Below are 25,809 nucleotides of genomic sequence, written 5' to 3'. Positions count from 1 at the left end.
GCTCCACCGTTTTGGGCAGGCAGGTGAGGCCCGCGAAGACGAGTCAGTAGCCGCCCGGGTACCCGTATCCGCCCGCCGCCGGGGCCTGCTGGGGGGCCGGGGCGGCGTGGGCCTCGCGGTCGTAGAAGGGGCGCGCGGCGGCGCGCAGCCACATCGCGACCGGGTCGTATTCGTCGGACATCGCGACGGTGGAGACGGGCAGTCCGTCCGGGACCGCGCCGATCGACTGCTGCATCATCGCGCGCACCGAGTCCACGGCGGGCGGCGAAGTGTCGTACACATCGAGGCCGATGGCCAGATACGGCGCGCCGAGCGCGGGCTGCACCCAGGCGCGGCGCAGGGAGCGCACGGCCGGGGTGCGGTGGGCGTTCTGCGTCAGCAGCGCGTAGAACTGCGGGATCTCGATGGACGGTTCGGACAGCCGGAGCGGGCCGGCCGGCTGCCGCTCCAGGCCCGTGGCGATACGGCGCAGATCCAGCCAGGGGATGCCGACGCCGCCGCCCTGCGCGTGCGGGTTGAGCCAGAGGCCGTAGTGGTCGGGGTAGAGCGTGCGGGCCACGTCCAGGCCGTCGACGACCTCGTAGCTGCGGTTCCAGCCACTGGCGGAGAGCTCCTGGGCGGACGTCACGCACGGGGCGTAGTTGAACCCGTCCACCTCCATGTTCCCGTACTGCGCGTCCGGGGAGCCGGCCTGGCCGTGCCACAGGAGCATCCAGATCTGGCCGGTGGAGGGGGCGGCGAGGGCACGCAGCAGCGCCTCGTAGGCGTCGTAACGCCCGGGCGTCACCTGGCGCAGCATGTGCTCGACCTGCCCGGTCGCGATGCCGCTCGCGCTCACGTTGGCCGCCCTTCGCTTTTGAGCCTGGGTTGGGGTTGGACCCTGGTTAGAAGTCCAGCTTAAGTGGTGTGCGGGTCGAGCCGGTCAGAGCTCGGGTGGTGGTGTGCGTCGCGGGGTGCGGGTTCGTCGTGGTCGCTCGCGCAGTTCCCCGCGCCCCTGAAGGGGCGCTGCCCTCGGCCGGAGCAGACCCGTGCCCCTGACGGGAATCCGGTCAATAACCCTGTTGGTAGAAGGGCCGTACCTTCTCGCGCAGCCAGTCGCCCACCGGGTCCTGGGCCACGTCCAGGAAGACCATGTTGACCGGCCACCGGACGGGGGCCTTGGCCAGGGCACGGCCGAGGGCTGCCAGGGGGACCGTGCGGTCGGCTTCCCAGGAGCCGAGTTCCACGCCGATGAACATGACGGGGGCGGCGGTCTCGATGGCGGCCAGGCAGCGGCGGGCGGAGAGGACGACGCCGGACGCGCCGAACTCGGCGGAGGCGGCGGCGAGGAAGTCGACCGGGTCGTCCTGCCAGTCCGGCTCGAACAGACGGACCCGGGCGCCGCTCGCCCCACCGTCCAGCGGGGCGCGTCCGGCCCGGCAGAGTTCGGCCACGGCGGGCGGCGGCAGCGGGACGCCCACGACACCGTCCGGGTTCAGGGCGAGACCCGCCTGTGGGGGCAGTCCTCGCGCGAACTCCACGGCCGGGGCGATCGTGTACGACATGTGGTTGCCGACGACCTGACGGAACTGCTCCTCGGAGCTGAACACCGGCACATACGCCTGACCGTCGATCTCCATGGTCGGCAGATCGAGCTGCGTACTGCTCGGCCCCCCGCCCTCCGGCAGGGGCACCCACACGAAGCTCCTGGCCAGCACCTCCACGATCCGAGCCCCCGCCGACGGCACCCCCAGGGACGCGGACAGCACCTCCTCCAGCTCATTACCGGGCCACCCCCCATGCCCATGGGGGTACGCCTGTGCCGGAAAGTCCGCCGGGAAGTCCATCTGCCGCCTACCGCTTCACTCCGCGATGCTGTTGTCCCTGAACTTTAATGCGCCCCAAACCCGATCCTCGTCAACACATCCGCCGCGTCCCGGTCGATCAGCACCGCCGACCCGCACCCCTCCGGCAGCCGCCCCTTCTCCACCGCCCGCAACAGCCGAGCCATCGCCCCCCGGTGCCGGGCGAACGCGTACGGCGACACCCCGCGGCCGCGACTTCGCTGACCGTCCCGGGCCTGCCCGGGGCTGACATCGAGAAGCAGCAGATGGAGCGTGCCGCCACGCCGGCGGGCCTCCCGGGCCAGCCACTGCCGGACCCACGCCTGCGTCCCGCAGTCGTGTACGACGACGCCCTCTGCGGACCGCAGCGCCCGCCGCAGCGCGGCGTAGTGGGCGAGCCGCACGAACGGCCGGTACACGGCGTACGGCAGGAACCGGGCGAGGCGGGCGTCGAAACGGTCACGTGTGTCCTGGGAGTCGATCCGGATGCCCGGCACGGCCCGCCGCATCAGCGTCGACTTGCCGCTGCCGGGGAGCCCGGTGACAACGACGAGGTCATCCGGCCCGAAGGACAGCTCATGGGGACTGCGCCCGCCCCGCTCCCTGAGGTCGCGGACGACCGCCCTCGGGAACGGGCCGCACGCCTCACCGGCCGGGGCCGCGGGCTGCTTGGGCAGCGCGATGCCCGAGGTCGTCGCGTACGCCGTGGTCCTGTTCACCGTGATCGTCCTCCCCAGGGGTTGGAAGACCCATCCCCACCGACTGTAAAGAGAAGGTAATGCCCGATCCCTCCGGGTTCAGTCCTCGTACTGCCACAAGAGTGCTACGGACCGGCGGTGCCCGCCTGTTGCCCCTGTCCCCCACCTGTGGACGGTCCCCCTGCCGTGCCGCGCCGATGCGTGCAATGATGTGCGCGCCAACTGCATACCGGCCGCTTGAATCCGCGCGGGAGAGCCCTCGGCAGTCGTTCGCCGGGGCGCCGAAGGAGCAAGTCCCTCCCTTGAATCTCTCAGGCCCAGATACCGCGCGGGCGAGGCACATCTGAAAAGCGAGCCGCTTCGCGGCGGCTCCACCCACGGTGCAAGTCACGGCCACGGGTACGTACGGTCACAACCCCCGTACGTACGGTCGTGATGAACCTCTCAGGTTCCGATGACAGATGGGGAGGAACTTTCCTCGCCTGTCATGCCTTGGGAGCAGAACCGATGAACAGCAGTCCCCTGCGCCATACCGCGCTCGATGCCCTGCATCGCTCGCTGGGCGCGACGATGACCGACTTCGCGGGGTGGGACATGCCCCTGCGGTACGGCTCCGAGCGCGACGAGCACAACGCCGTCCGGACGAGGGCCGGGCTCTTCGACCTCTCGCACATGGGCGAGATCACGGTGACCGGGCCGCAGGCGGCCGGCCTCCTGAACCACGCCCTCGTCGGCGACATCGGGGGCGTGAAGGTGGGCCGCGCCCGCTACACCATGATCTGCCGCGAGGACGGCGGCATCCTCGACGACCTGATCGTCTACCGGCTCACGGAGACCGATTACCTGGTCGTCGCCAACGCCTCCAACGCCCAGGTGGTGCTGGACGCGCTGCGGGAACGTTCCACCGGCTTCGACGCCGAGGTGCGCGACGACCGGGACGCGTACGCGCTGATCGCCGTCCAGGGCCCCGAGTCGCCCGGCATCCTCAAGTCCCTCACCGACGCCGACGTCGACGGCCTCAAGTACTACGCGGGCCTGCCCGGCACGGTCGCCGGTGTCCCGGCGCTGATCGCGCGCACCGGGTACACCGGCGAGGACGGCTTCGAGCTGTTCGTGAAGCCGGAGCACGCCGTCGAGCTGTGGCAGGCGCTGACCAAGGCGGGCGAGGGCATCGGCCTGGTGCCCTGCGGGCTGTCCTGCCGGGACACGCTGCGCCTGGAGGCGGGGATGCCGCTGTACGGGCATGAGCTGTCCACGGAGCTGACGCCGTTCGACGCCGGGCTCGGGCGGGTCGTGAAGTTCGAGAAGGAGGGCGACTTCGTGGGGCGTACGGCGCTCGCCGAGGCCGCCGCCAGGGCCGAGAGCGACCCGCCGCGCGTCCTCGTCGGGCTGGTCGCCGAGGGCCGCCGGGTCCCGCGCGCCGGATACCCGGTCGCCGCCGGCGGCGAGGTCATCGGCGAGGTCACCTCCGGCGCCCCCTCCCCGACCCTGGGCCGGCCCATCGCCATGGCGTACGTCGACGCCGCGCACTCCGCGCCGGGCACGGCCGGGGTCGGCGTGGACATCCGCGGCACCCACGAGCCGTACGAAGTCGTGGCGCTGCCCTTCTACAAGCGGCAGAAGTGACACCGTCGTAGACGTTCGGAAGCGGCATCGGCGAAGACGTCGGCGAGCGAGAGTGGCGTAGACGTCCGTGAGCGACAGCGGCGTAGCCGTCCAGGGTGAGGCTGGGCAGATCCGCTCAGCTCATCCCTGGTTTCAGCAGTCCCCCCAGTCATCAGCACTCCCCCGCGTACAGGAGAATTCAGGCCATGAGCAACCCCCAGCAGCTGCGCTACAGCAAGGAGCACGAGTGGCTGTCGGACGCCGAGGACGGCGTCTCGACGGTCGGCATCACGGAGTTCGCGGCGAACGCGCTCGGCGATGTCGTCTACGCCCAGCTCCCCGACGTGGGCTCCACGGTGACCGCGGGCGAGACCTGCGGCGAGCTGGAGTCGACGAAGTCGGTCAGCGAACTGTATTCGCCGGTCAGCGGTGAGGTGACCGCGGTCAACGAGGACGTGGTCGACGACCCGTCGCTGGTGAACACCGCCCCGTTCGAGGGCGGCTGGCTGTTCAAGGTACGCGTCGCGGAGGAGCCGGCCGATCTGCTCTCCGCCGACGAGTACACCGCCCACACCGCCGGCTGAGGAGTCGTAGACCTTCATGTCTGAGATGTCGCTTCTGAACACGTCCCTGCACGAGTTGGACCCGGAGGTCGCCGCCGCCGTCGACGCCGAGCTGAACCGCCAGCAGTCCACCCTGGAAATGATCGCCTCCGAGAACTTCGCGCCCCTCGCGGTCATGGAGGCCCAGGGCTCGGTCCTGACCAACAAGTACGCCGAGGGCTACCCCGGCCGCCGCTACTACGGCGGCTGCGAACACGTCGACGTCACCGAGCAGATCGCGATCGACCGCCTCAAGGAGCTGTTCGGCGCCGAGTACGCCAACGTCCAGCCGCACTCCGGCGCCTCCGCCAACCAGGCGGCGCTGTTCGCGCTGGCCCAGCCCGGTGACACCGTCCTCGGCCTCGATCTGGCGCACGGCGGGCACCTGACGCACGGGATGCGGCTGAACTTCTCCGGCAAGCAGTTCAATGTCGTCCCGTACCACGTGGGGGACGACGGTCTCGTCGACATGGACGAGGTCGAGCGGCTCGCCAAGGAGCACCGGCCGAAGGTCATCATCGCGGGCTGGTCGGCGTACCCGCGCCGGCTGGACTTCGCCGAGTTCCGCCGCATAGCCGACGCCGTCGAGGCGTACCTGTGGGTGGACATGGCCCACTTCGCCGGTCTGGTCGCGGCGGGGCTGCACCCGAACCCGGTCGAGTACGCGGACGTGGTCACCTCCACGACGCACAAGACCCTGGGCGGACCGCGTGGCGGGATCATCCTGGCGAAGAAGGACTTCGCGAAGAAGCTGAACTCGTCCGTGTTCCCGGGCTTCCAGGGCGGCCCGCTGGAGCATGTGATCGCGGCGAAGGCGGTGTCCTTCAAGGTCGCGGCGAGCGAGGAGTTCAAGGAGCGGCAGCGCCGTACGGTCGAGGGCGCACGGATCCTGGCGGAGCGTCTGACGGCCGCGGACGCCCGCGAGGCCGGGGTGAACGTGCTGTCCGGTGGCACGGACGTGCACCTTCTCCTGGTGGATCTGCGGGAGTCGGAGCTGGACGGGCAGCAGGCCGAGGACCGTCTCCACGAGGTCGGCATCACGGTCAACCGCAACGCCGTCCCCAACGACCCGCGCCCGCCGATGGTGACCTCGGGCCTGCGGATCGGCACCCCGGCGCTGGCGACGCGCGGGTTCACGGCCGAGGACTTCGCGGAGGTCGCGGACGTCATCGCCGAGACCCTCAAGGCGCCTTCTCCCTTCGGGGAGGCCGAGGCCGAGGCGCTGAAGGCACGGGTGCAGGTCCTCGCCGACAAGCACCCGCTGTACCCCGGCCTCGGGAAGTAGCTCTCGGGAAGCAGCCCTTGGGAAGCAACCTTCGGGAAGCAGTCCTCAAGAAGCAACGAAGTACCCCTGGCGGCGGCCCCCGGGAAGTAACCCCGGCTTCATGGGCACGCAATGCCGCTCGTCGAGGGCGCCGCGCACACTGGAGGTGTGCTTCCAGAGCGCGCGGCGCCCCGTCGCTCCCTCCCCCCTTCGCGCCATCCCGTTCTGAGGAGTCACCGTGGCCATTTCGGTCTTCGACCTGTTCTCGATCGGTATCGGCCCGTCCAGCTCCCACACGGTCGGCCCCATGCGCGCCGCCCGTATGTTCGCCCGCCGGCTGCGCAACGAGGAGTTGCTGTCGTCGGTGGCCTCGCTGCGGTGCGAGCTGTACGGCTCCCTGGGCGCGACCGGCCACGGCCACGGCACCCCCAAGGCCGTACTGCTGGGCCTGGAGGGCGACTCACCGCGCACCGTGGACGTGGAGACGGCGGACGAACGGGTGGAGCGCATCAAGGAGTCGGGCCGGATCGGGCTCCTCGGGGAACACGAGATTCCGTTCTCCTTCGCCAAGGACCTGGTCCTGCACCGCCGCAAGGCACTGCCGTACCACGCCAACGGCATGACGCTCTGGGCGTACGACGCCACGGGTGCCGAGCTGCTGTCGAAGACGTACTACTCGGTGGGCGGCGGCTTCGTGGTCGACGAGGACGCCGTGGGCGCCGACCGCATCAAACTCGACGACACGCCCCTCAAGTACCCCTTCCGCACCGGCGACGAGCTGCTCCGCCAGACGAAGGAGACGGGTCTGTCCATCTCCGCGCTGATGCTGGAGAACGAACGCGCCTGGCGCACGGAGGACGAGATCCGCGCCGGGCTGCTGGACATCTGGCGGGTGATGCAGGCGTGTGTGTCACGGGGCATGTCCCGCGAGGGCATCCTGCCGGGCGGCCTGCGCGTCCGCCGCCGCGCCGCCGTCTCGGCCCGCCAACTCCGCGCCGAGGGCGAACCGTTGGCCCGCTCGATGGAGTGGATCACGCTCTACGCGATGGCCGTGAACGAGGAGAACGCGGCGGGGGGCCGGGTGGTGACGGCCCCGACGAACGGCGCGGCCGGCATCATCCCCGCCGTCCTGCACTACTACATCAACTTCGTGCCGGGCGCGGACGAGGACGGGGTGGTGAGGTTTCTGCTGGCCGCCGGTGCCATCGGCATGCTCTTCAAGGAGAACGCCTCCATCTCCGGCGCCGAGGTCGGCTGCCAGGGCGAGGTGGGCTCCGCCTGCTCGATGGCGGCGGGTGCGCTGGCCGAGGTCCTGGGCGGCTCCCCCGAACAGGTCGAGAACGCCGCCGAGATCGGCATGGAGCACAACCTGGGCCTGACGTGCGACCCCGTCGGCGGCCTCGTCCAGATCCCCTGCATCGAACGCAACGGCATGGCCGCGGTCAAGGCGGTCACCGCCGCCCGCATGGCCATGCGCGGCGACGGCTCCCACAAGGTGTCCCTGGACAAGGTCATCAAGACCATGAAGGACACGGGCGCCGACATGAGCGTCAAGTACAAGGAGACGGCGCGGGGCGGGTTGGCGGTCAACATCATCGAGTGCTGAGGGGACAGGCCGAAGACGCAGCGGTGTTCCGCCAGACCCATCACGGATGTGCCGGATGAATTCCCCGCGTGCCGGCATCGCTCAGGGCCTCTCGTCGGTCGTCGGCACCCTGCCCCGCTCCAACGTCTCGGTCACGTCGAGGGTGGCGGGGACGGGCACGTCGAGGCGCCGTGCGTGTCCTCCTCGCTGCGCAGTCGGCCGGCCGGCCGGTCCGCCCGTCCCTGGGAGCGCCGCGCGTTGGCGGCGACCCGCCGGGCGATGCCGTACAGCCACGGCAGAGCGGGGCCCCGCTTCGTCGACCGGCGTTCCCGGGCGATGGTGAAGACCTCCGAGGCAGCGTCATCGACCAGGTCCGGGGTGAGTCTGCGCGCCAGGTACCGCGCCACGGCGTGGTACGAGTCCCGGTACACCGCCTCGAACCGGGACCACTCGTCCGCGATCTCGCCCACACGGCCTCCCCTTCCGATGATGCTCGCAGACTGTTTGTGTCCGCCGCCTCCTCGGGATTACAGCAACCGGCCGTATCTTCCGCGCTGCCTGCGCATCCGCACCCCCTTCTCAGCCGCCGTAGGCAGCGGCAGGCGACGCACCGTGGGTTCCGCAGCTTCGGGGCGGTTCCGGCGGCGTGGGGGGGGGAGAGGATGGCGGACGCGTCGGCCTCATGGGTGGTCGGCCGATGACAGGGCGTCCACGGTGGCGGCGCTCTGCCGGAGCAGAGCGGTCGCTCCGGCGAGCGCGTGCAGCTCGACGATCATCCGTGTGATCCGGTGGCGTGTTTCCGGATCCAGGTCCTTCCCCCAGGTGAGGCTGCCGTCCACCACCACGGCCTGGGTCGGTGCGGTGACGCAGCCCAGGGCGCGGGCGACCGCGCGCAGGTGCTCGCTCGCCTGAACGGCCGTCAGCGACGCGCCGACCGACACCACGCCTACGGGCTTGCCGCGCAGCGCGTCCCCGCGCAGATGGTCGAGGCAGTTCTTGAGGATGCCCGAGTAGCTGCCGTGATAGCAGGGCGTGACCAGGACCATGCCGTCCGCCCACTCGGCCTGGGCCCGCAGGTCGGTCAGGACCGACGAGCCGTCGGCCTCGGTGTGCAACAGCGGGAGCGGGTATTCGGCGAGGTCGCGCAGGACTGATGTGCTGCCGGCTTCGGCTGTCTCACGGCAGACGAGTTCCGCGACGGAACGGGTACGGGAGAAGGGGGCGGCGGCCCCGCCCAGCACCAGGATCCGGCAGGGTTCGGCGGCGATCACCAGCGGACCTCCCCCGGCGCGCGGGCCTCCCCCGGGTCCGCGCCCGAAGCCCCGTCCGCCTCCTGCCGTCCCGCCGGGTGCATGGCCCGCTGCACGGTCCGCAGCAGGGGGGCGGTGTCGTAACCCGTGTACTGGGCGGCGGCCAGCCGTACCGGATCGCCGGAGTGGTAGCGCTCGTACTGCATCTGGCGCTGGCCGAAGGCGCTGCCGGTGGCGTCCCAGGCGAGCTTGAGCAACCGGACGCGCTGCTCCGCGGAGACTCCGTGCGCGCCTCGGAAGTAGCGCTCGATACCGGGCCACAGCTCGCTGCGCAGATCCTCCTCGGCCGGGGTGCTCAGCAGGCTGCCGCCGCCCAGGAGCTGGATCACCTCGATCATCCGGCTGGTCATCCTGGGGAAGTGGTAGCGCAGGGCGAGCACCGGGGCGATCGCCGGGGTGAGGGTGCCCCACTCGCTCGGCGAGGCGTCGGCCTCGGCGGCCAGGACGCCGGCCCTGGCGAGTTCCAGGGCTCCCAGCACCTCGCCCAGCATCTCCTTGACGTGCAGAAAGGTGTCGGTGCCGGACATCTCGGCCAGGGCGACGGCGACACCGGCGAGGAGTTCGGCCTTGACCGCACCCCGGACGATGCCGTGCTGGCCGGTGTGATGCCGGGCGGTCGTCGCGTCGTACAGGCGGTTGGCGGCATCGACGTCGCCGTGGAAGAACACCCGGTCCCAGGGAACGAGTACGTCGTCGAAGACACAGGTGGCGTCGATCTCCTCGTACGGAGCGAGGGGGGTGCTGAGCAGCCGGGTGGGGTCGGCGACCAGGGGTTCCCGGCAGATGATCCGCAGCCCCGGCGTGGCCACCGGGATCGCGAAGGCGATCGTGTACGCCTCGTCGCCGGGCCGGTATCCGGGCAGCGGGAAGACGACGATCTCGTCGGCGACGGGCACCAGGGTGCCGATGAGTTTGGCTCCGCGCACCACGACGCCCTCGCTCGTCTCCCGGACGATCCTGAGGTGGACGTCGGGATCGTCCTGCTCGTGCGAGGAGTGGGCGCGGCTGAGCGGCGGGTTGATGGTGGCGTGCGACAGGAACGGGTCGCCGTCCAGACAGGCGGCGTGGTAGGCGGTGACGTTGCGGCCGAAGCGCGGGTCGGCCTTGTCGAAGAACGGGGCGGCCGAGGCGAAGGCGGTGACCGCGGTGTTCACGAAGTCGGGTGACCGGCCCAGCAGTCCGAAGGTGGTCTCGGCGGTGGCCCGGAACGCGGCTCCGCGCCGGCGCAGGGCCTGGGCGTCACGCGGCGCGGCCAGTGACAGGGGGTAGCGCCGGCCACCGTCCTGGTAGGTGAGCACCTCGCGCAGCAGCGGGTCGTGCTGCTGGTCGTACAGGCGGGCGACGGTGTGCGCGGCGGCGGCGAGGACGGGTTCGGCGAGTACGTCGTCGACCCGCCGCCCGGCGAGCCAGACCTCGCGTCCGTCGCTCAGTCCCCGCAGATATTCGGCTCCGGTACGGATGGTCATGCCCGCCCTCCCGTCACGACCTGGCCGGATCCCGCCGCGGGACCGAAGTCCGCTGCCACGGCGGCCGGTGGGTGGAGTGGGTGGCGGGCATGGCGCAGCAGGTCGTCCCTGGTCCGCCACAGGGCCTCCAGCGGGGTGCCGTGGTCGCGCAGCCACTGATCGTCGTACGTCTCGTACAGATAGTTGGCCCCGGTGTCCGGCGCGATGGCCAGGACCGGCTCGCCGGGGTGCGCGGCGGCGTAGCCGAGGGCCGCGAAGACCGCCGCCCCACCGGACTCGCCCAGCAGCAGGCCTTCCTCGGCGGCCAGCACCCGGCACACGGACAGGGCCTCGGTGTCGGTGACCCGGTGCAGGGAGTCGACCGGACCGCGGTCCAGGTTGCCGGGGCGCCAGCTCAGGCCGATGCCCCGCATCCGGTACGGCTCGAACGGGTGGCCGAAGGCCGCCGATCCGGCGGCGTCGACGGCCCGGACGTGCAGGGCGGGGAACCGTTCCTTGAGCGCGGCGCTCAGCCCGCTGAGATGGCCCCCGGTGCTGACCGTGGCGACCAGCGCCGACAACCGGTCGAAGTCCTTCACGATCTCCTGGGCGGTGTGCAGCCGGTGTGCCTCCGGGTTGTGCGGGTTGTCGTACTGATCCAGGGTGTACGCGCCGGGGATCTCGCGGACCAGTTGGCGCACCCGCCGGATGCGGGCCGTCTGATAGCTCCCGTTCGCGTCGGGCCGGGCGACCGTGTCGAGTTCCGCGCCGAGGCTCGTCGCGTAGGCGAGTACGGACTGGGGCGTCTTGGGGTCGACCACGAGGATCACCCGGTAGCCCTTGACGGCACCGATCAGAGCCAGGGACTTGCCGAGGTTGCCCGAGGTCGACTCCACGAGCGTCGCTCCCGGCCGCAGCAGGCCCGCGCGCTCGGCCTGTTCGACCATGTACAGGGCCGCACGGTCCTTGATGCTCCCGGACGGATTCGCGCCCTCCAGTTTCACGTAGATCCGGTCCTGCGGCCGTGGCAGGAGCTTGCGCAGCCGGATGACGGGGGTCATGCCAAGGGTCTCCAACAGGCTTTCGTGTATCACGGTGCCTCCATGCGGGGGGGGTGGGCCTGTCAGCGGACGACGATCAGTTCCCGGGGCAGTGTGGTCAGCAGGCGGTTGCCGTCCGGGCCGACGACGAACGGGTCCTCGACGTGCACACAGCCGAAGCCGAACTCGTAGTACGGCGTCTCGATGTTGACCACGGTGCCCGTCCGCAAGGGGTCCGTGCTGTCCGGGCGGATCAGCACCGGGTCGTAGACCTCGACGCCGATGCCGTGCCCGACGTGGTTGCGCCGGTAGTGCGGGATCCCGGCGTCCCGTACCGCGCCGACGGTGAGCTCGAAGAGCTCCTGGCCGGTCATGCCGGGGCGGGCGTGGTCCAGCGCGGCCTGCTCACCGGCGAGCACGGCCTCGTAGAGGCGGGCCAGCCGCTGGTCGGGGTCTCCGAGGGTGGCCACCCGGGCGATGTCGCACCAGTAGCCGTCGACCACGGCCCCGACGTCGAACCACACGGCCTGGCCCCGCCGCAGCGCCGTGGTGGTGGGCCGGCGCTGACCGGCCACCGCGCCCGCTCCGATCCGGATCAGGGTGAAGCGCGGCGTTCCGCCCTGGGAGGCGACGGAGCGGTTGAACTCGCGGACCAGTTCTCGCTCGGTGACGCCCTCGCGCATCACGGCGACCGTGGCGCGGATCGCGTTCTCCGCGACGCGCGCCGCCGCCGCGACGAGTTCCGTCTCCCGGTCGGTCTTCACCTGGCGGACGTGCCGCAAGTGCCCGGCACCGGGCACCAGTTGCCAGCCGGGCAGCCGCTTGCCGAGTTCGTCGAGGAAGTCCGCCGGCACTCCCTCCTCGTCCACGGCGACCCGGCCGCCGCCGGGGCAGACCTGTTTCACCGCGTGGACCAGGGCGGACAGGGCATCGTCGAAGCGGGGGTCGTCGGAGACGGCCCGCAAGAGGGCGTCTTCGTGGTCCAGGGCCACCTCCTCGGGAAGTTCCCGATAGAAAGGGCCGTAGCCGATGGCCCCGGCGATCGGCTCGTCGGCGTCGAGGAACTGGTCGACCTCGCAGCGCCCGCAGACGAAGAGCGCGCCCGCCCGGGTGTCCCGGGACAGCACGGCGAAGGCCCGCCCCGAATGCGGGAACATATCCAGGTGCACACTGCTGACGCCGGTCAGATACGTCAGATTCTCCGCGGTGGTGCTCACCAGTGCGTCCAGGCCGAACTCATTCATTCTCCGCTGGAGACGGTCATGATTGACGCGCATTCGATCGGTTCCTTTCCATGCTCCGGATGCGAATTGACGCATCCGGCGAATCAGGCACGAAGGGCCGGCGAGAGATATTCGCACACGACACGGAAATTCCTTTCGCCACTGCCGCGCCCAGCATCACAGCCCTCGGCAAATCGGTCTTGCATGAATGCGACCCCCTTCCAGCATCTGGCCACCGAACCGCCATAATGCGCCATTCCCGGCGTTCCGAAATCAGAAGGTATGCACCGGTTTCAGCGTGTTCAATGTCACAGTTTTGGTGTACCAAAAATGGTTCCGGTGACGTCACAGCCATACTGCACAGAATTCACACATATCCCCGAGGGGGCGGAAAATTTCATCCGGGGCGGTCGATATGCCTAGCATTCGATTTCATGTCGACGGCGCCCCGCACAAAGGAGACGACCTGGAAGCCCTCCGAACTCGGCCCGCAAAGTCACATACTCGGATACCGGGGTTTCCGGGCGGGAGAAGGAAGAACCGGCCGTCACCTGGTGACGCCGGACGGAATGGTCAGGCTCGTATTCGGATTCGGCAGCCCATTACGTGTCGCAAACGCGCTGGACCCACGGCAGTCGGTGACCGCCGCCTCGCTGGTCGTCGGCGTCCGCACCACGGCGACGCTGGGCGAGTACATCGGCCCCGTGCACGGCGTCACCGTGCTGCTGACACCGCTCGCCGCGTACCGTCTGACCGCGGCTCCGATGGAGGCATGGGCCTGCCGCACCATGGACCTGGCCGACGCGCTCGGCGCACGCCTGCGGAACTTCGTCGACAGGCTGGCCGCCTACCCCGACTGGCACTCCCGCTTCGCGGTTCTCGACCGACTGCTGGCCGTCCGGCTGCTCAGCGGCCCTCCCTGCTCTCCCCGGGTCGACTGGGCATGGCGGAAACTGCACCACACCGCGGGACGGATCCCGATCCGCCAACTGGCCACCGAAACCGGGTGGAGCCACCGCCAGCTGGAACGTCGTTTCCTCCAACAGGTCGGCCTGCCGCCGAAATCACTGGCCCAGGTGCTCCGGCTGCAGGAGGCGCTGCGCCATCGGAGACACGGCCTGACGTGGGCGGACGCGGCCGGAGCGGCCGGCTACCACGACCAGGCGCACTTCACCCGCAGCTTCAAGGCGATGATCGGCTGCACTCCCGGACGGTTCTCCGGTGTCAGGGCCGCCTTCCGGGAACACGGCCCGCTCGACGCCCTTCCCGACCAGTTCCCCACCGCATCGCTCGACGCCACGACCGGAACGATCCGAACAGGAAAGGCAGGAGACATATGTGCGGCATCACCGGGTGGGTCGCCTTCGACCGCGATCTGCGCACCGAGCAGCCCACCGTGGACGCCATGACCGAGACCATGGCCTGCCGCGGGCCCGACGGCCTCGGCACCCACATCGACGAGCATGTCGCCCTGGGCCACCGCCGGCTGGCCATCATCGACCTGCCCGGCGGCGGACAACCGATGAGTGCGCCCACCCCCCACGGCGCCGTCAGCATCGTGTACGCCGGGGAGACCTACAACTTTCCCGAACTGCGCACCGAACTCGCCGCCCGTGGACACTCCTTCGCCACCCGCTCCGACACCGAGGTGGTCCTGCGCGGCTATCTGGAGTGGGGGGAGGCCGTCGCCGAGCGCCTCAACGGCATGTACGCGTTCGCCATCTGGGACGCCCGCGAGGACAAGCTGGTGATGGTCCGCGACCGGGCGGGCATCAAGCCGTTCTACTACTACCCCACACCCGGCGGGGTGCTTTTCGGTTCGGAGCCCAAGGCCATCCTCGCCAACCCGATCGCCGAATCCACCGTGACCGTCGACGGGTTCCGTGAGCTGTTCGCCTTCATCAAGACGCCTGGACACGCCGTATGGGAGGGCATGCGCGAGGTCGAGCCGGGCACGGTGGTCACGGTGCGGGCCACCGGCATCCGCACCACCCGCTACTGGACCCTGGAGACCAGGGAGCACACCGACGACCGGGACACATCGGTGGCACGGGTGCGTGAGCTGCTCCACGACACCATGCGCCGCCAGCTCGTCTGCGACGTGCCCAGCTGCACTCTGCTCTCCGGCGGGCTGGACTCCTCGGCCATGACCGCGATCGCCGCGGCGCAACTGGCCGGGCGGGGAGAGAAGTTGCGCAGCTTCGCGGTGGACTTCGTCGGCCTGACCGAGAACTTCGTCGCCGACGAACTGCGCCCGGATCCGGACACCCCCTTCGTGCACGACGTGGCGGAGAAGTCCGGCACCCTGCACCAGGACATCGTGCTCGGTTCGGCCGAGTTGACCGACCCCGAGGTCCGCCGGAAGGTCATCCGCGCCCGCGATCTCCCCTCGGGTCTCGGTGACCTCGACGCCTCGCTGTACCTCCTTTTCAAGGCGATCCGCGGCCACGCCACCATGGCGCTGTCCGGCGAGTCGGCCGACGAACTGTTCGGCGGCTACCGGCAGTTCTTCGCCCCCGAGGCCCGTGAGGGCACCACCTTCCCGTGGCTGGCCGGCCACCAGCAGTTCTTCGGCCAAGGCACCAAGGGCCGGCAGGGCGGCGCTCCCGAGCCGGCGCGGCAGAGCCTGCTGACCGACCGGCTGAGCGCGGCACTCGACCTCGACCACTACATTCAGGACTCGTACCACGACGCCGTCGCCCGCATCCAGCGCCTCGACGGCGAGGACGAGTCGGAGTGGCGGATGCGCAAGATCAGCCATCTGCACCTCACCCGGTTCGTACGCATCTGGCTCGACCGCAAGGACCGGATGAGCATGGCCTCCGGCCTGGAGGTACGGGTGCCCTTCAGCGACCACCGGCTGGTGGAGTACGTGTACAACGCGCCCTGGGCGCTGAAGTCCTTCGACGGCAAGGAGAAATCACTGCTGCGTGCCGCCGCCGCCGACGTCCTGCCGCGCTCCGTCGTGGAACGCCGCAAGTCCCCCTACCCGTCCACGCAGGACCCCACGTACGCCGCCGCCCTCCGTGAGCAGTGCAAGGACCTGCTGAGCACGCCGGGACACCCGGTGTTCGACCTGATCGACAAGGGCAGGCTGGCGCGGGCGGTGACCACCGACGCCCCGCAGATCGACCAGGCCTCCCGCCGCGAACTGGAACGGACGCTGGACCTGGCCGTATGGATCGACATGTACGCCCCGGCCATCAAGCTGCCCTGACCCGGCCGTGGTGCGGTACGGGAGTCCCGGGCCGTCCGCCGGGGCTCCGTCCCGCCGCCATCGCCCCCCTGCCCCGGCCCTCCTTTCGCCTCTCCTCCCGTCTCGGAGCACGACGTTGGCACCTTCGAGTCAGCAACAGACCTCACCGTCCGCCGGAGCGGCACCCCCCGTTCCCCTTCCCGCGTCCACTCGCCGAGGGTGGCTCGCGGTCCTCGCCGTCGCCTTCGGTGTCTTCACCGTGACCGCGACCGAGACGATGCCCATCGGACTGCTCCCCGAGATGGCGGCCGGTCTGGGCGTCTCGGAAGGGACGGTCGGGCTGACGGTCACGCTGTACGGCTTGTTCGCGGGTGTCCTCGCCCCGGTCCTCACCGCGGCCACCCGCCGGCTCGACCGCGGACGGCTCCTGCTCGTCATCCTCACCGTGTTCGTCGTGGGCAACGTCCTGACCGCGACGGCCGTGAACTACGCGTGGCTGATGTTCGTCAGACTGCTGATCGGATTCATCCACGGCGTGCTGTGGGCGATCGTCGCGAGCATCGCCGTACGGCTGGTTCCACCGGACCGCTCCGTGCGGGCGACCGCCATCGCGTTCTCCGGGATATCCCTGGCAACGGTCGTCGGAGTCCCCGTCGGCACCATCGTCGGCCAGTGGCTGGACTGGCGTGCCGCCTTCTGGGCCCTGGCCGCCTGCAGCGCCGTCGCGCTCATCGCCACCGCGGTGCTCATGCCGGCGATGCCCCCGCAGGGCGGCGTCCATCTCTCCGAGCTGCCCCGTCTGCTGAGGATGGGCAACCTGCGCACGGCGCTGGGCGTGACCGCCATCGTCGTGATCGGCCACTACGCCGCCTTCACCTACATCACTCCCTTCCTGCTCCGGAACGTCGGCGTGCCGTCGGGCATGGTCGGGGTGCTGCTGCTCTGCGTCGGCGCCGCCGGCGTCGCGGGCAACTTCCTCGCGGGAGCGGTCATCGGACGCGGCCCGGCGCTGCGTACCGTCATCCTCGGCCTCATCGCCGGCACCGGCGGTTCGATGGCCCTGCTGCTCGCGGTCGGCACCTGGAAGCCCGGGGCGATCGTGTTCCTGCTCAGCTGGGGACTCGCCTACTCGGCACTGCCGGTCGCACTGCAGACCCTGGTCTTCCGCAGCGTGCCGCAGGCGCGAGAGGCGGCGACCTCGCTCTACGTCCTGTCCTTCAACGTCTCGATCTCCCTGGGGGCGCTCTTCGGTTCTCTCGCCCTCGACCGCTCGGGGCCGTCACTGGTGATGATCACCGGCATCGCCTTCTGTGCCGTCGCCCTTCTCGTCACCACCTTCCTGCGTCCCGAGCGGACGGCCGCGTGACACATATGCGTGAGCGCCCCTCCGAGGACGGGACGGTGGGGGGCGACCGGCGCCCACTGGTCGTGGTGGCCGCCGCGATCGTGCGGGAGGGGCGGCTGCTGGTGGTGAGCAAAAAGGCGGCCCCCGACGTGTTCTATCTGCCCGGCGGCAAACCCGACACGGACGAGACGGCGCTCCAGACCCTGGTGCGGGAGCTGGACGAGGAACTCGGTGTGGAGCCGCTGGAGCCACACTTCCTGGCCCAGGTCGAAGCCGTGGCCGCGCTGGAGGGTGTGCCGATGCGGATGACCGTGTTCGAGGCCCGCATCAGCCGCACCCCTCGGCCGGCGGCCGAGCTGGCCGGATTGCGGTGGGTGTCCGGCCTGGAGCAGGACCTTGTGCTCGCGCCCGCCGTACGAGACCACGTGCTGCCTCTGCTGCGGCACAACGGCGCGCTCGCGACCGTACGAGGAGACGGCCCGGGGTGAGCCGGCGGTCGACATCATCGGGAGCTGAGGCGGTCTGCGGGGGTCGGGCGGTTCAGGGGCAGGAGATCACCTGGGCCGCGTAGCTGAGGCCGGCGCCGAAGCCCATGAGGAGGACCGGGTCCCCGGTCCTGATGTGGCCGAGGTCGATGAGGCGGGTGAGGGCGAGGGGAACGGAGGCCGCCGAGGTGTTGCCGGTCTCGACGATGTCACGGGCGACCGCGGCGTTGGTCGCGCCCAGACCCGTCGCGAGGCGTTCCATCATCCGCAGATTGGCCTGGTGGGTGACCAGGCCCCTGAGGTCCTGCGGGGCCAACCCGGCACGCGCACAGGCCTCCTGGGCGACCTGGACCAGCTCGGTGGTGACCCAGCGGTAGACGGCCTGGCCGCTCATCGTCACACTGCCGTGCCGGTCGGGGATGGTGATCAGGGAGGCCTTGTCGCCGTCGCCGCCCCACACCACCGGGTGGATCCCGGTGTGCTCGGCGGCCACGACGACCGCGGCGCCCGCGCCGTCCGCGAACACCGTGGCGGTGTCGACGTCCATGGGGTCCACCCAGTCGGTCATCCGCTCGGCGCCGACGACCAGCGCGCAGCGGCTCGTGCCCGAGCGGACCAGGCCGTCGGCGATCCCGAGTCCGTAGCAGAAGCCCGCGCAGGCGGCGTTGACGTCGAAGGCCGCGACGGTGGGGACGCCGAGCAGGGCGGCGACGGACGCCGCGCCGTTCGGCATGGGCGAGGGCATGGAGCACGTGGCGAGGACCAGGACGTCGACGTCGGCCGGGGTGAGCCCCGCCGCGGAGAGGGCCTTCGCGGCGGCGGTGGCGCCCATGCCCGTCAGCGACTCCTCCGGGCCGGCGAAGCGCCGCTCGCGGATACCGACGCGCCGCTCGATCCACTCGGCGGACACACCGAGCGGCTCCCCCAGTTCCGTATTGCTGACGATCCGCCTGGGCCGTACGCCCGCGACGGCGACGATTCGGGAGCCGGCCCCGGCGGCGCGAACGGCGCCGTCACGGACGACCGGTGCAGATGAATTGGACAACTCGCTGTCACCTCGGTGAGTCTGCGGCGGTCGGTTCGGCGGCTTCCGGCAATTCACCGTTCCGCGGACATGGAATGCGGATCGGCGCAATGTTCGGAAGTAAGGATTCCATCAGCATCAAAGTTTTACCGTTTCCTGAAGAAGCGCGGTCCGGGCGGTTCACCGAGAAGAATCGGGGGTTCCGGTCACCGCCTTCACTGCTGACAGCCACTCGACCCGCCGGTATAGTCGGGCGGGTTGCGGACACCAAGGGGGTGGATGTCCAGTTGATGGTTTTCAGGGCTCTCTTCTGATTCCTCCTCCGGTGGACGATCATCTCAAGTAGTTGGAGAGCGCATGTACGGGGAAAATCATCCAACTGTCAAAAATGCCGGATTAGGAACGGGATTCGGGGGACCCGTGGGCCTGGCGCAGCTTGAGCGCTCTGCCCTGCGGGAACTGACTCCGCGAGAACGCGAGGTGCTCAGCGTGCTCTCGATCGCCGAGGGGAACCGGGCCCTCGCCCGTCGCCTCGGTATCGCCGAGCGAACGGTGAAGGCGCATCTGACGAGCATCACGCGGAAACTGGGACTGCGGAACAGGATGGAAGCGACCCTCTTGTCGGTGCAGTGGGCGGACGAGCTCCGTCCGAGCGGAAAGAGTCCCGAGCGCACGTGACAGGTCGTCCGGACGGTCCCCGGACGGTCGCCGTATGGCTGTTGTGGATTCCTGACCACTCGGCGGCGGCGGCCGACAGCGTATGGATGCTCGACGACGGGGAATCCGCGCGGGCCGACGGGTTCCAGGACCCGGCGGCACGTGAACGCTATGTCACCTCCCATGTGGGCCTCCGGGTACTGCTCGGTGGGTGTCTGGGGATCGCACCGCAGGACGTGGAGTTCCTCCGCGAACCCTGTGGAATGCCGGACTGCGAGGCGCCGCACGGGCGGCCGGTGATCGCCGGCCGCCCCCAGCCGTGCTTCTCGCTCTCGCACGCCGGCGACGCCGCCCTCTTCGCGCTCGCGGACACTCCCGTGGGCGTGGACATCGAGTCGGCGGAACTGATGCGGGACAGCCTCGACGGCGCGGCCCGCCGGCTGCACATCGAGGAGCGGCGTGCCGTGGCCGCCCTGTCCCCCGCCCTGCGGGAGAGGGCCGTGCTCGGCTGCTGGGTGCGCAAGGAGGCGTACCTCAAGGGCATCGGGACCGGGCTGCCCGGCGGGCTCGGCCGTCATCATGTGGGCCTGGCCGAGGAGTTGGCGCCCGACTGGGCGCCGCCGGGCCCGGAGGGCTGGGCCATCGCCGATGTGCCCGCGCCCGAGGGATACCAGGCCGCCGTCGCCGTACGCCACGACAACGCCGGGGCGGACGGCCCGCGCCCCCTGGTGCGGGTCTCCACGCTGCGGCTGCCGTAGTACCGCGCCGGCCCGGCTACGGCTGTCCACCGCCGCCCGCGCTCACCACTTTGTTCAGCCGGTGCATCCGGGTGGCCAGGGTCATCCGGCCCTCCAGACGGAACGCCGGCGGACGGCGCCCGTCCACGTCGTCGAAGCCGTACTCGACCGCCAGGTCGCCCGTGCTCAGCACCTTGCCCGAGCGCTCCATGACATCGGGGTCGGCGAGCAGTTCGGCGATCGCCCGGCCCACGTACTCCGGTGAGTGCACCACCGACGCCGGGCCGCTGCCCATCGCGTCCCAGGCCGCCTCCACCCGCTCGGTCCGCACGAAGCCCGGGTGCAGGGAGACCGCCGCGACACCGCGTTTGCGCAGGTCGGCGGCGAAGCCCCGGCACATGCGGTCGGACGCCGACTTGAAGACGTCGTAGCCGACCTGGCCGAGGTAGATGTCCCCGTCGGAGAAGCTGATGCCGACCACCAGACCGCTTCCCTGCGGGATCATCAGCGGGGCCAGCCGGCGCGTCACGTCGTACTGGCCGCGCAGCGACGCCTCGAACAGCTCGTAGCGCCACATCGGCTGCTCCCAGAAGGGGGCGTCGAAGCGGACCTCGGCGGACCGCTCGTAGCCTCCCCAGGCGTTGTTGACCAGGAGGTCCAGTCGGCCGTGGTCGGCCTCGATCCGCTCGGCGAGGGCCGCGTTGTCCGCCGCCACCGAGTGGTCGCAGCGCAGGGCGACGGCCGTGCCGCCGCGCCGCGTCACCTCGTCGGCCGTATCGTCGACCGTGCCGGGCAGATCCTCGGTGCGCGCTCCGGCGCGGGTGCTGCGGCCGGTGACGTACACGGTCGCGCCCGCGTCACCGAGCGCGAGCGCGATGCCGCGGCCCACGCCCCGGCTGGCCCCGGTGACCACGGCCACCTTCCCCCGCAGGTCCGGGGCGTTCCAGGCGTCGTTCACGCCAGTGTCCTTCCGTCGGTGGCCGGGGCGCTCAGCCGAAGTGCTCGGCGGCGTACTCCAGGCCGGTCAGATACGCGGCCGTGTCGTCGACACGGGGGATGCCGTAGCGCTCGCGCAACTCGGGCATGGAGGTGGGCAGGACACCGCCGCTGCACCGGGTGACCTCGCTGACGTCCCGGAGGACCGAGAGGTACGAGCGGGTCATCGGCGCCGTCCGCGCGATGGCCTCGGGGTCGAGGTCGTCGGCGTTCACCACCGGTGGCGCGGTCAGCTGACGGCCGCGCCCGGCGGCGTGCTTGACCAGGAGCTCCAGACAGGTCTCGACGTCCATCGCCTCCTCGCCGTACGTCACCCAGAACTCGCCCCGGTCGTCCCCGAGTTCGATGGCGCGCAGCACGGCCCGCGACAGCAGGTCCTGCGGGACGAAGTCCATGCGGATGCCCGGGTGGGCGGGGACGAACGGCGCCCGGCCCCGGCCGATCCAGTCCGACATCAGCTGGACGATCTGCCCCTGGGAGGTCCAGCCGGTGCGGGAGTCCCCGATGAGGTTGGTCGGCCGGAACACGGTGTGCGGCAGACCGCTGTCGGCCAGCAGCCGCTCCGCCCGGAGTTTGGAGCGGATGTAGTGGTGGACGACGTTCCGCTCGCCGAGGGGCACGGGCGCGTCCGGGGCGAGGGCGGCCACGAAGGCCGTGCTCATGAAGTGGACGGTGGCGCCCGCCTGTTCGGCGAACTCGAGCACCCGGCGGGTGCCCTCGACGTTGATCGGCTCATAGCGCTCGGCGGGCAGGCCCCATTCGGTCAGGCCCGCCGAGTGGATGACGACGTCGACCTCGGCGGCGAGCGCCGCATGGCTGTCCGCGTCGAGTCCGAGGCGTTCCGCCGTCAGGTCCAGGGCGACCGGCGGTTCCTCGGCCTCGGGGACCGGCGCGCTGTGGGCGGCGGCGATGATCCGTGGACCGGCCGGTGTCCGCTCCCGCAGGATGCTGCGGCCCACGACTCCGGAGGCCCCGGTGAGCAGGACCGTGCGGCGGGCGCTCACAGGCGGGACTCCTTCCAGCCCATCAGGCGGGCCACCGCGCGGGCGCCGACGTAGAGGGCGGGCTCCGGCGGGAAGTCGGCGGGGGGCCTGCGTCGCTCGTCGTCCACGAACAGCAGCCGTGAGTAGTCGGTGTCCTTGCCGAGGGTGAGGTCGCGCAGGACCTTTCCGCCGGTGTGGGTCGCGGCGATGCCGTTGCCGCAGTAGCCGTACCCGTAGAGGATGTTTCCGCCGCTGAGGGAACCGAAGTGCGGGGCGTAGTCACGGACGACGTCGGCTGTTCCGCCGTAGGCGTAGGTGAATCGGACGTCCGCCCACATCGGGAAGAACCGGAGGAATTCCCGGTGGATCTCGCGGTAGACCTCGGGCCGGTTCATGTTCCGCTGCCGTTTGTCCCGGCCGTAGTAGTACGGCGCGGGTCCGCCGGCGAACATGACGCGGTTGTCGTGGGTGAATCGGGCGCAGGTGAGCAGGGACTTGGCCTCGACCAGGCCCTCGCGTCCGGCCCATGCCACGCGGGCGAGCTGTGCGTCGGTGAGGGGTTCGCTCACCATCGCGTACGTCCAGATCGGTACGACCTTCCTGCGGAACGGGGGGAAGGCGTCCATGTGGACGTTGGTGGCGAGCACCACCTTGTCCGCCTTCACCCGGCCGCCGGCGGTGACGACGGTGGGCCGTACGCCCGGTTCTACGCGCAGGCAGGGCGAGTTGTCGTAGAGGGTGACGCCCTTCTCGCGCACCACGCGGGCGATGCCGCGGGCGAGCTTGAAGGGGTTCACCAGCGCGCCGCCGGTGCGCATGCCGGCCAGCACCGCGGGTGAGCCGATGATCGCCCGGGACTCCTCGCCCGACAGGATGCCGGCGCCCGCCGCGCCCATCCGCTCGGCGAGGTCGCGGTCGTGTTCGAGGCGTTTGAGCTGGGCGGCGTCGGTGGCCACCATCAGGTAGTCATTGGCCTCGTACTCGGCGTCGACGCGGTTCTTGCGGGCGAACCGGCCGATCTCCAGGATCGACCGGCCCACGGCCTGCGAGGCCTCCAGGGCCCGGCTCAGACCGAACTCCTTGACCAGCGCCTGGATGTCCTTGCCGATGGTGGGGGTGACGAATCCGTCGGCGCGGCCCGAGGCTCCGTAGCCGGAGTGGTGTGCCTCGACGATACGGATGTCGAGCGCGGGTTCGGCCTCTTTGAGGAAGTAGGCGGTCCACAGCCCGGTGAAGCCGCCGCCGACGATGCAGACGTCGCAGTCGACGGTCTCCCGCAGCGGGGGTCCGACGGTGACCGGCTCGGTGTCGTGCCAGTAGACGACGTGCTTGTACGCGTTCTCGTACTCGTTCCCGTACGCGTTCTTGTACGTCGCGTTCTTGTACGCGTTCATTCCTCGGACCTCCTCTCAGACGGCTTCGAGGATCAGCCTGGACAGGCCGAGGTGGCGGTTGGCGAAATGTCCGACCGTCGCGCCCAGATAGCGCTCGTAGTTGGCCACGTTCTCCTCGCCCGCCACCTTCACGGCCTGGTCGCGATGGGCCCGGAGCCGGTTCAGCCATTCCTGGCAGGTGCGGCTGTAGTGGTCCGGGTCATTGCGCAGGGCGACGATGTCGAAGCGTTTCTCGCTCGACTCGACGACCTCGGAAAGGGCCGGGATCTCGGACTCCGGGAAAATGATGTCGATGATGAACATCAGATCGCGGACCGTCTGCCGGTCCATCCGGACGTTGTTGCCCTTGACGTTGGTCTGCAGCGCGAGCCGGCCGCCCTTCGGGAGCCAGGCACGGCACCGCTCGAAGAACTCCCGGTAGGCGGCGACGCGTTCGGCGCGGGACAGGCCCGTGCGCGCGAAGTGCTCGAACGCGCCGATCGAGATGATCGCGTCGTAGCCCTCCGCCGGCTCGTGGTCGAGCCAGTTCTCCACCCGGACCTCGGTGCGCGGCAGGGCGGCCTCCCGCAGGCGTTCGGCCTGGCTGTCGCTGAGGGTGAGACCGACGGCCTGCCCCACGTCATGGACGTTGACCAGACGGTCGAGCAGGCTGCCCCAGCCACAGCCGACGTCGAGGACCCGGCCCGCGCCGGACGCCCTGGCACCCTCGATCAGATGGTCCAGCTTGCGCTTCTGGGCCGCCTCCAGGGTGTCGCCCGGGTCGTCGAAGTCCCACAGCGCACAGGTGTAGGTGAGGTCCTCGTCGAGCCACAGGGCGAAGAAGTCGTTCGAGACGTCGTAGTGGTGCCGTATGGCCTGCGCCGTGGCGCCCAGGTAGTCGATGGTCGTCACGCGGCGGCGCTGCCCCGCTCGCTCTCCTCCGCGAGCTTCACCAGATCCGCCACCGTCTTGACGCTCGCCGCCTTGCTCTCGTCGAACTCGATGCCGAGGTCGTCCTCGATGGTGTAGACGATGTCGGCTATCTGGAGGCTCGAAAGGCCCACCGAGTCGAAAGCCGTGTCGGCGTTCAGGGTGTACGAACTCGCCTTGCTGCCGAGCTTCTTGGCGATACGGTCGCATACCTCTTCAGCAGTGATCACGGAGATACCCTTCCGGTAAGAAGAAAACAATCGCCTGGAATTGCCGCCTGGAATTTCCTGTGAACCACGACGGACTGCGACTGGAGTACGACGCGGCCCCGCCGCTCGAAAAAGGCGCAGGCGAAATGCGAGAGGTCCGGGTGCGAACCGCCGTGGAGAGCACGGCGAGCGGTTCCGGCACGGGACGGCGCTCCGAACGCTACACACGACCTCCACAGGACGCCATTGCCCTTTGGGGCAATGATCATCCTGGCGAGAATTACCGCTGGCGAAAATGGAGTTGAGGTGTTTTGCTTGGCTCAGGATCACCCGGCCAGCCGTCGTCGGCCGTTCCCGTCCCCCGCATCCGACCAGGACCAAGGAGATTCGACATGGCTTCGGTAGAGCTCGCGGCGGGCACCGTGGAGTACCAGGACACCGGCGGTGACGGGCCCGTCGTGGTCCTGCTGCACGGCGTCGCGATGGACGGCTCCCTGTGGCGGAACGTGGTGGCGCCGCTGCGCGGGGAGTTCCGTTGCGTGGTACCGACGCTGCCGCTCGGCGGGCACCGCAGGCCGATGAAGCCCGACGCCGATCTGTCGATCCCCGGTGTGGCCCGGCTCGTCGCCGAGTTCCTCGACGCGCTGGACCTGCGGGACGTCACCCTGGTGATGAGCGACTGGGGCGGGGCGCAGGCGCTGGTCGCCCTGGGCCGGGACGAGCGGGTCGGCCGGCTCGTCATCACGTCCTGTGAGGCGTTCGACAACTTCCCGCCGGGCCTGCCCGGTTCGAATCTGTACACCTCCGCGAAGCTGCCGGGCGGTATCAACCTCGCCTTCCGGCTGCTGAAGTGGAAGCCGATGCGGCGGCTGCCCATGACCTGGGGCTGGATGAGCAAGCGGCCCGTCCCGCACGAGGTGATGGACACCTGGTTCGAGCCCCTGTGGACCTCCGCGGAGATCCGCCGGGATCTGCGGAAGTACGTACTCGGGGTGCCTCCCAAGGAGGAACTTCTCGCCTGGGCCGAGAAGTTGCGGGAGTTCGACCGGCCCTCGCTCGTCGTGTGGGCCACCGAGGACAAGGTCATGCCGCCGGCACACGGGCGCAGGCTCGCCGAGCTGCTGCCCAAGAGCGAGCTGGTGGAGATCGACGACAGTTACACCCTCATCCCCGAGGACCAGCCCGAACGCCTCGCCGCGCACCTGAGCACCTGGCTGCGCACGGGGTCGGCGAGCGGCTGACACGGGCTCGGCGAGCGGCTGAGCTGAGGGGTACGGCG

The 25,809-nt window shown here is 70.3% G+C and carries 25 protein-coding genes and 1 riboswitch; of the genes, 11 read left to right on the top strand and 14 right to left on the bottom strand.

The annotated features are described in order from the left end of the window. Window positions 1–43: 43 nt before the first annotated feature. From STRIP9103_RS35420 to STRIP9103_RS35410, 3 genes are all read right to left on the bottom strand, one after another. Window positions 44–838: an enhanced serine sensitivity protein SseB C-terminal domain-containing protein gene (locus STRIP9103_RS35420; RefSeq protein WP_009329946.1), complete on the bottom strand. Its 795-nt coding sequence runs from the start codon at window positions 836–838 to the stop codon at window positions 44–46. Between the two features lie 211 nt (window positions 839–1,049). After that, complete coding sequence (locus tag STRIP9103_RS35415; protein WP_048821560.1) at window positions 1,050–1,826, bottom strand: enhanced serine sensitivity protein SseB; 777 nt, start codon at window positions 1,824–1,826, stop codon at window positions 1,050–1,052. A gap of 44 nt (window positions 1,827–1,870) precedes the next feature. After that, complete coding sequence (locus STRIP9103_RS35410; protein ID WP_048821559.1) at window positions 1,871–2,548, bottom strand: AAA family ATPase; 678 nt, start codon at window positions 2,546–2,548, stop codon at window positions 1,871–1,873. A 211-nt stretch (window positions 2,549–2,759) separates the two neighbouring features. After that, a riboswitch (glycine riboswitch) is annotated at window positions 2,760–2,858 on the top strand. A 170-nt stretch (window positions 2,859–3,028) separates the two neighbouring features. Here STRIP9103_RS35410 and gcvT point away from each other — a divergent pair. The 4 genes from gcvT to STRIP9103_RS35390 all read left to right on the top strand — a co-directional run bounded on the left by gcvT (window position 3,029) and on the right by STRIP9103_RS35390 (window position 7,598). Next, entirely contained in the window at window positions 3,029–4,147 is a 1,119-nt protein-coding gene (gene gcvT / locus STRIP9103_RS35405; RefSeq protein ID WP_048821558.1) for a glycine cleavage system aminomethyltransferase GcvT, read from the top strand. A 185-nt stretch (window positions 4,148–4,332) separates the two neighbouring features. Continuing rightward, complete coding sequence (gcvH, locus tag STRIP9103_RS35400) at window positions 4,333–4,710, top strand: glycine cleavage system protein GcvH (RefSeq protein ID WP_009329950.1); 378 nt, start codon at window positions 4,333–4,335, stop codon at window positions 4,708–4,710. Window positions 4,711–4,735: 25 nt separating this feature from the next. Beyond that, on the top strand, window positions 4,736–6,013 hold the full coding sequence (gene glyA, locus STRIP9103_RS35395; RefSeq protein ID WP_048821557.1) for a serine hydroxymethyltransferase: 1,278 nt from the start codon (window positions 4,736–4,738) through the stop codon (window positions 6,011–6,013). 217 nt (window positions 6,014–6,230) lie between these two features. After that, window positions 6,231–7,598, top strand: a complete 1,368-nt coding sequence (locus tag STRIP9103_RS35390; RefSeq protein WP_009329937.1) for an L-serine ammonia-lyase — start codon at window positions 6,231–6,233, stop codon at window positions 7,596–7,598. Between the two features lie 131 nt (window positions 7,599–7,729). On the opposite strand, the gene STRIP9103_RS35385 is transcribed toward STRIP9103_RS35390, so the two are convergent. From STRIP9103_RS35385 to STRIP9103_RS35365, 5 genes are all read right to left on the bottom strand, one after another. After that, window positions 7,730–8,047 carry a sigma factor gene (locus STRIP9103_RS35385; protein ID WP_009329896.1) on the bottom strand — a complete coding sequence of 106 codons (318 nt, stop codon included), beginning with the start codon at window positions 8,045–8,047 and terminating at the stop codon, window positions 7,730–7,732. 210 nt (window positions 8,048–8,257) lie between these two features. Next, the gene (locus STRIP9103_RS35380; protein ID WP_009329916.1) at window positions 8,258–8,848 is read right to left on the bottom strand and encodes an NADPH-dependent FMN reductase; all 591 of its coding nucleotides are present in this window, start codon (window positions 8,846–8,848) and stop codon (window positions 8,258–8,260) included. Further along, window positions 8,845–10,353, bottom strand: coding sequence for a 4-hydroxyphenylacetate 3-hydroxylase family protein (locus STRIP9103_RS35375; protein WP_009329907.1), 1,509 nt, complete (start codon window positions 10,351–10,353; stop codon window positions 8,845–8,847). The genes STRIP9103_RS35380 and STRIP9103_RS35375 overlap by 4 nt, the downstream gene beginning before the upstream one ends. Then, a complete protein-coding gene (locus STRIP9103_RS35370) occupies window positions 10,350–11,393 on the bottom strand; it encodes a PLP-dependent cysteine synthase family protein (RefSeq protein ID WP_100244070.1) in 1,044 nt (347 codons plus the stop codon). Before STRIP9103_RS35370 ends, STRIP9103_RS35375 begins: the two co-directional genes overlap by 4 nt. A 62-nt stretch (window positions 11,394–11,455) precedes the next feature. After that, window positions 11,456–12,649 (bottom strand): M24 family metallopeptidase, encoded by a 1,194-nt coding sequence (locus STRIP9103_RS35365; protein WP_009329893.1) that lies wholly within the window; start codon window positions 12,647–12,649, stop codon window positions 11,456–11,458. Window positions 12,650–13,233: 584 nt separating this feature from the next. On the opposite strand from STRIP9103_RS35365, the gene STRIP9103_RS50285 reads away from it, so the two are divergent. The 4 genes from STRIP9103_RS50285 (at window position 13,234) to STRIP9103_RS35345 (ending at window position 17,624) form a co-directional block, all read left to right on the top strand. Continuing rightward, window positions 13,234–14,004: an AraC family transcriptional regulator gene (locus tag STRIP9103_RS50285; RefSeq protein ID WP_009329889.1), complete on the top strand. Its 771-nt coding sequence runs from the start codon at window positions 13,234–13,236 to the stop codon at window positions 14,002–14,004. Then, complete coding sequence (gene asnB, locus STRIP9103_RS35355) at window positions 13,932–15,812, top strand: asparagine synthase (glutamine-hydrolyzing) (protein ID WP_048821556.1); 1,881 nt, start codon at window positions 13,932–13,934, stop codon at window positions 15,810–15,812. The genes STRIP9103_RS50285 and asnB overlap by 73 nt, the downstream gene beginning before the upstream one ends. A gap of 115 nt (window positions 15,813–15,927) precedes the next feature. Further along, the gene (locus STRIP9103_RS35350; RefSeq protein WP_009329958.1) at window positions 15,928–17,157 is read left to right on the top strand and encodes an MFS transporter; all 1,230 of its coding nucleotides are present in this window, start codon (window positions 15,928–15,930) and stop codon (window positions 17,155–17,157) included. 5 nt (window positions 17,158–17,162) lie between these two features. Then, window positions 17,163–17,624: an NUDIX hydrolase gene (locus STRIP9103_RS35345; protein ID WP_048821555.1), complete on the top strand. Its 462-nt coding sequence runs from the start codon at window positions 17,163–17,165 to the stop codon at window positions 17,622–17,624. A gap of 52 nt (window positions 17,625–17,676) precedes the next feature. On the opposite strand, the gene STRIP9103_RS35340 is transcribed toward STRIP9103_RS35345, so the two are convergent. Beyond that, window positions 17,677–18,666: a beta-ketoacyl-ACP synthase 3 gene (locus tag STRIP9103_RS35340; RefSeq protein ID WP_009329920.1), complete on the bottom strand. Its 990-nt coding sequence runs from the start codon at window positions 18,664–18,666 to the stop codon at window positions 17,677–17,679. Between the two features lie 399 nt (window positions 18,667–19,065). Here STRIP9103_RS35340 and STRIP9103_RS35335 point away from each other — a divergent pair, with 399 nt between their 5' ends. Further along, window positions 19,066–19,323 (top strand): helix-turn-helix domain-containing protein, encoded by a 258-nt coding sequence (locus tag STRIP9103_RS35335; RefSeq protein ID WP_009329962.1) that lies wholly within the window; start codon window positions 19,066–19,068, stop codon window positions 19,321–19,323. After that, entirely contained in the window at window positions 19,320–20,060 is a 741-nt protein-coding gene (locus tag STRIP9103_RS35330; RefSeq protein ID WP_009329921.1) for a 4'-phosphopantetheinyl transferase family protein, read from the top strand. The genes STRIP9103_RS35335 and STRIP9103_RS35330 overlap by 4 nt, the downstream gene beginning before the upstream one ends. Before the next feature lie 16 nt (window positions 20,061–20,076). Here STRIP9103_RS35330 and STRIP9103_RS35325 read toward each other — a convergent pair whose 3' ends face one another. From STRIP9103_RS35325 to STRIP9103_RS35305, 5 genes are read right to left on the bottom strand one after another with little or no spacing between them, the layout of a single operon-like run. After that, window positions 20,077–20,997 carry an SDR family NAD(P)-dependent oxidoreductase gene (locus STRIP9103_RS35325; RefSeq protein WP_009329933.1) on the bottom strand — a complete coding sequence of 307 codons (921 nt, stop codon included), beginning with the start codon at window positions 20,995–20,997 and terminating at the stop codon, window positions 20,077–20,079. Between the two features lie 31 nt (window positions 20,998–21,028). Then, a complete protein-coding gene (locus STRIP9103_RS35320; protein ID WP_009329957.1) occupies window positions 21,029–22,039 on the bottom strand; it encodes an SDR family oxidoreductase in 1,011 nt (336 codons plus the stop codon). Continuing rightward, window positions 22,036–23,412 (bottom strand): NAD(P)/FAD-dependent oxidoreductase, encoded by a 1,377-nt coding sequence (locus STRIP9103_RS35315; protein WP_009329897.1) that lies wholly within the window; start codon window positions 23,410–23,412, stop codon window positions 22,036–22,038. The genes STRIP9103_RS35320 and STRIP9103_RS35315 overlap by 4 nt, the downstream gene beginning before the upstream one ends. A gap of 15 nt (window positions 23,413–23,427) precedes the next feature. Beyond that, window positions 23,428–24,303: an SAM-dependent methyltransferase gene (locus STRIP9103_RS35310; protein WP_009329929.1), complete on the bottom strand. Its 876-nt coding sequence runs from the start codon at window positions 24,301–24,303 to the stop codon at window positions 23,428–23,430. Then, on the bottom strand, window positions 24,300–24,551 hold the full coding sequence (locus STRIP9103_RS35305; RefSeq protein ID WP_009329945.1) for an acyl carrier protein: 252 nt from the start codon (window positions 24,549–24,551) through the stop codon (window positions 24,300–24,302). Before STRIP9103_RS35305 ends, STRIP9103_RS35310 begins: the two co-directional genes overlap by 4 nt. 371 nt (window positions 24,552–24,922) lie before the next feature. On the opposite strand from STRIP9103_RS35305, the gene STRIP9103_RS35300 reads away from it, so the two are divergent. Next, entirely contained in the window at window positions 24,923–25,771 is an 849-nt protein-coding gene (locus STRIP9103_RS35300) for an alpha/beta fold hydrolase (RefSeq protein ID WP_009329911.1), read from the top strand. Window positions 25,772–25,809 lie beyond the last annotated feature (38 nt).

Source organism: Streptomyces ipomoeae 91-03 (assembly GCF_000317595.1).
Classification (GTDB): Bacteria; Actinomycetota; Actinomycetes; order Streptomycetales; family Streptomycetaceae; genus Streptomyces; species Streptomyces ipomoeae.
This window is presented reverse-complemented; position numbering and strand designations above follow the sequence as displayed.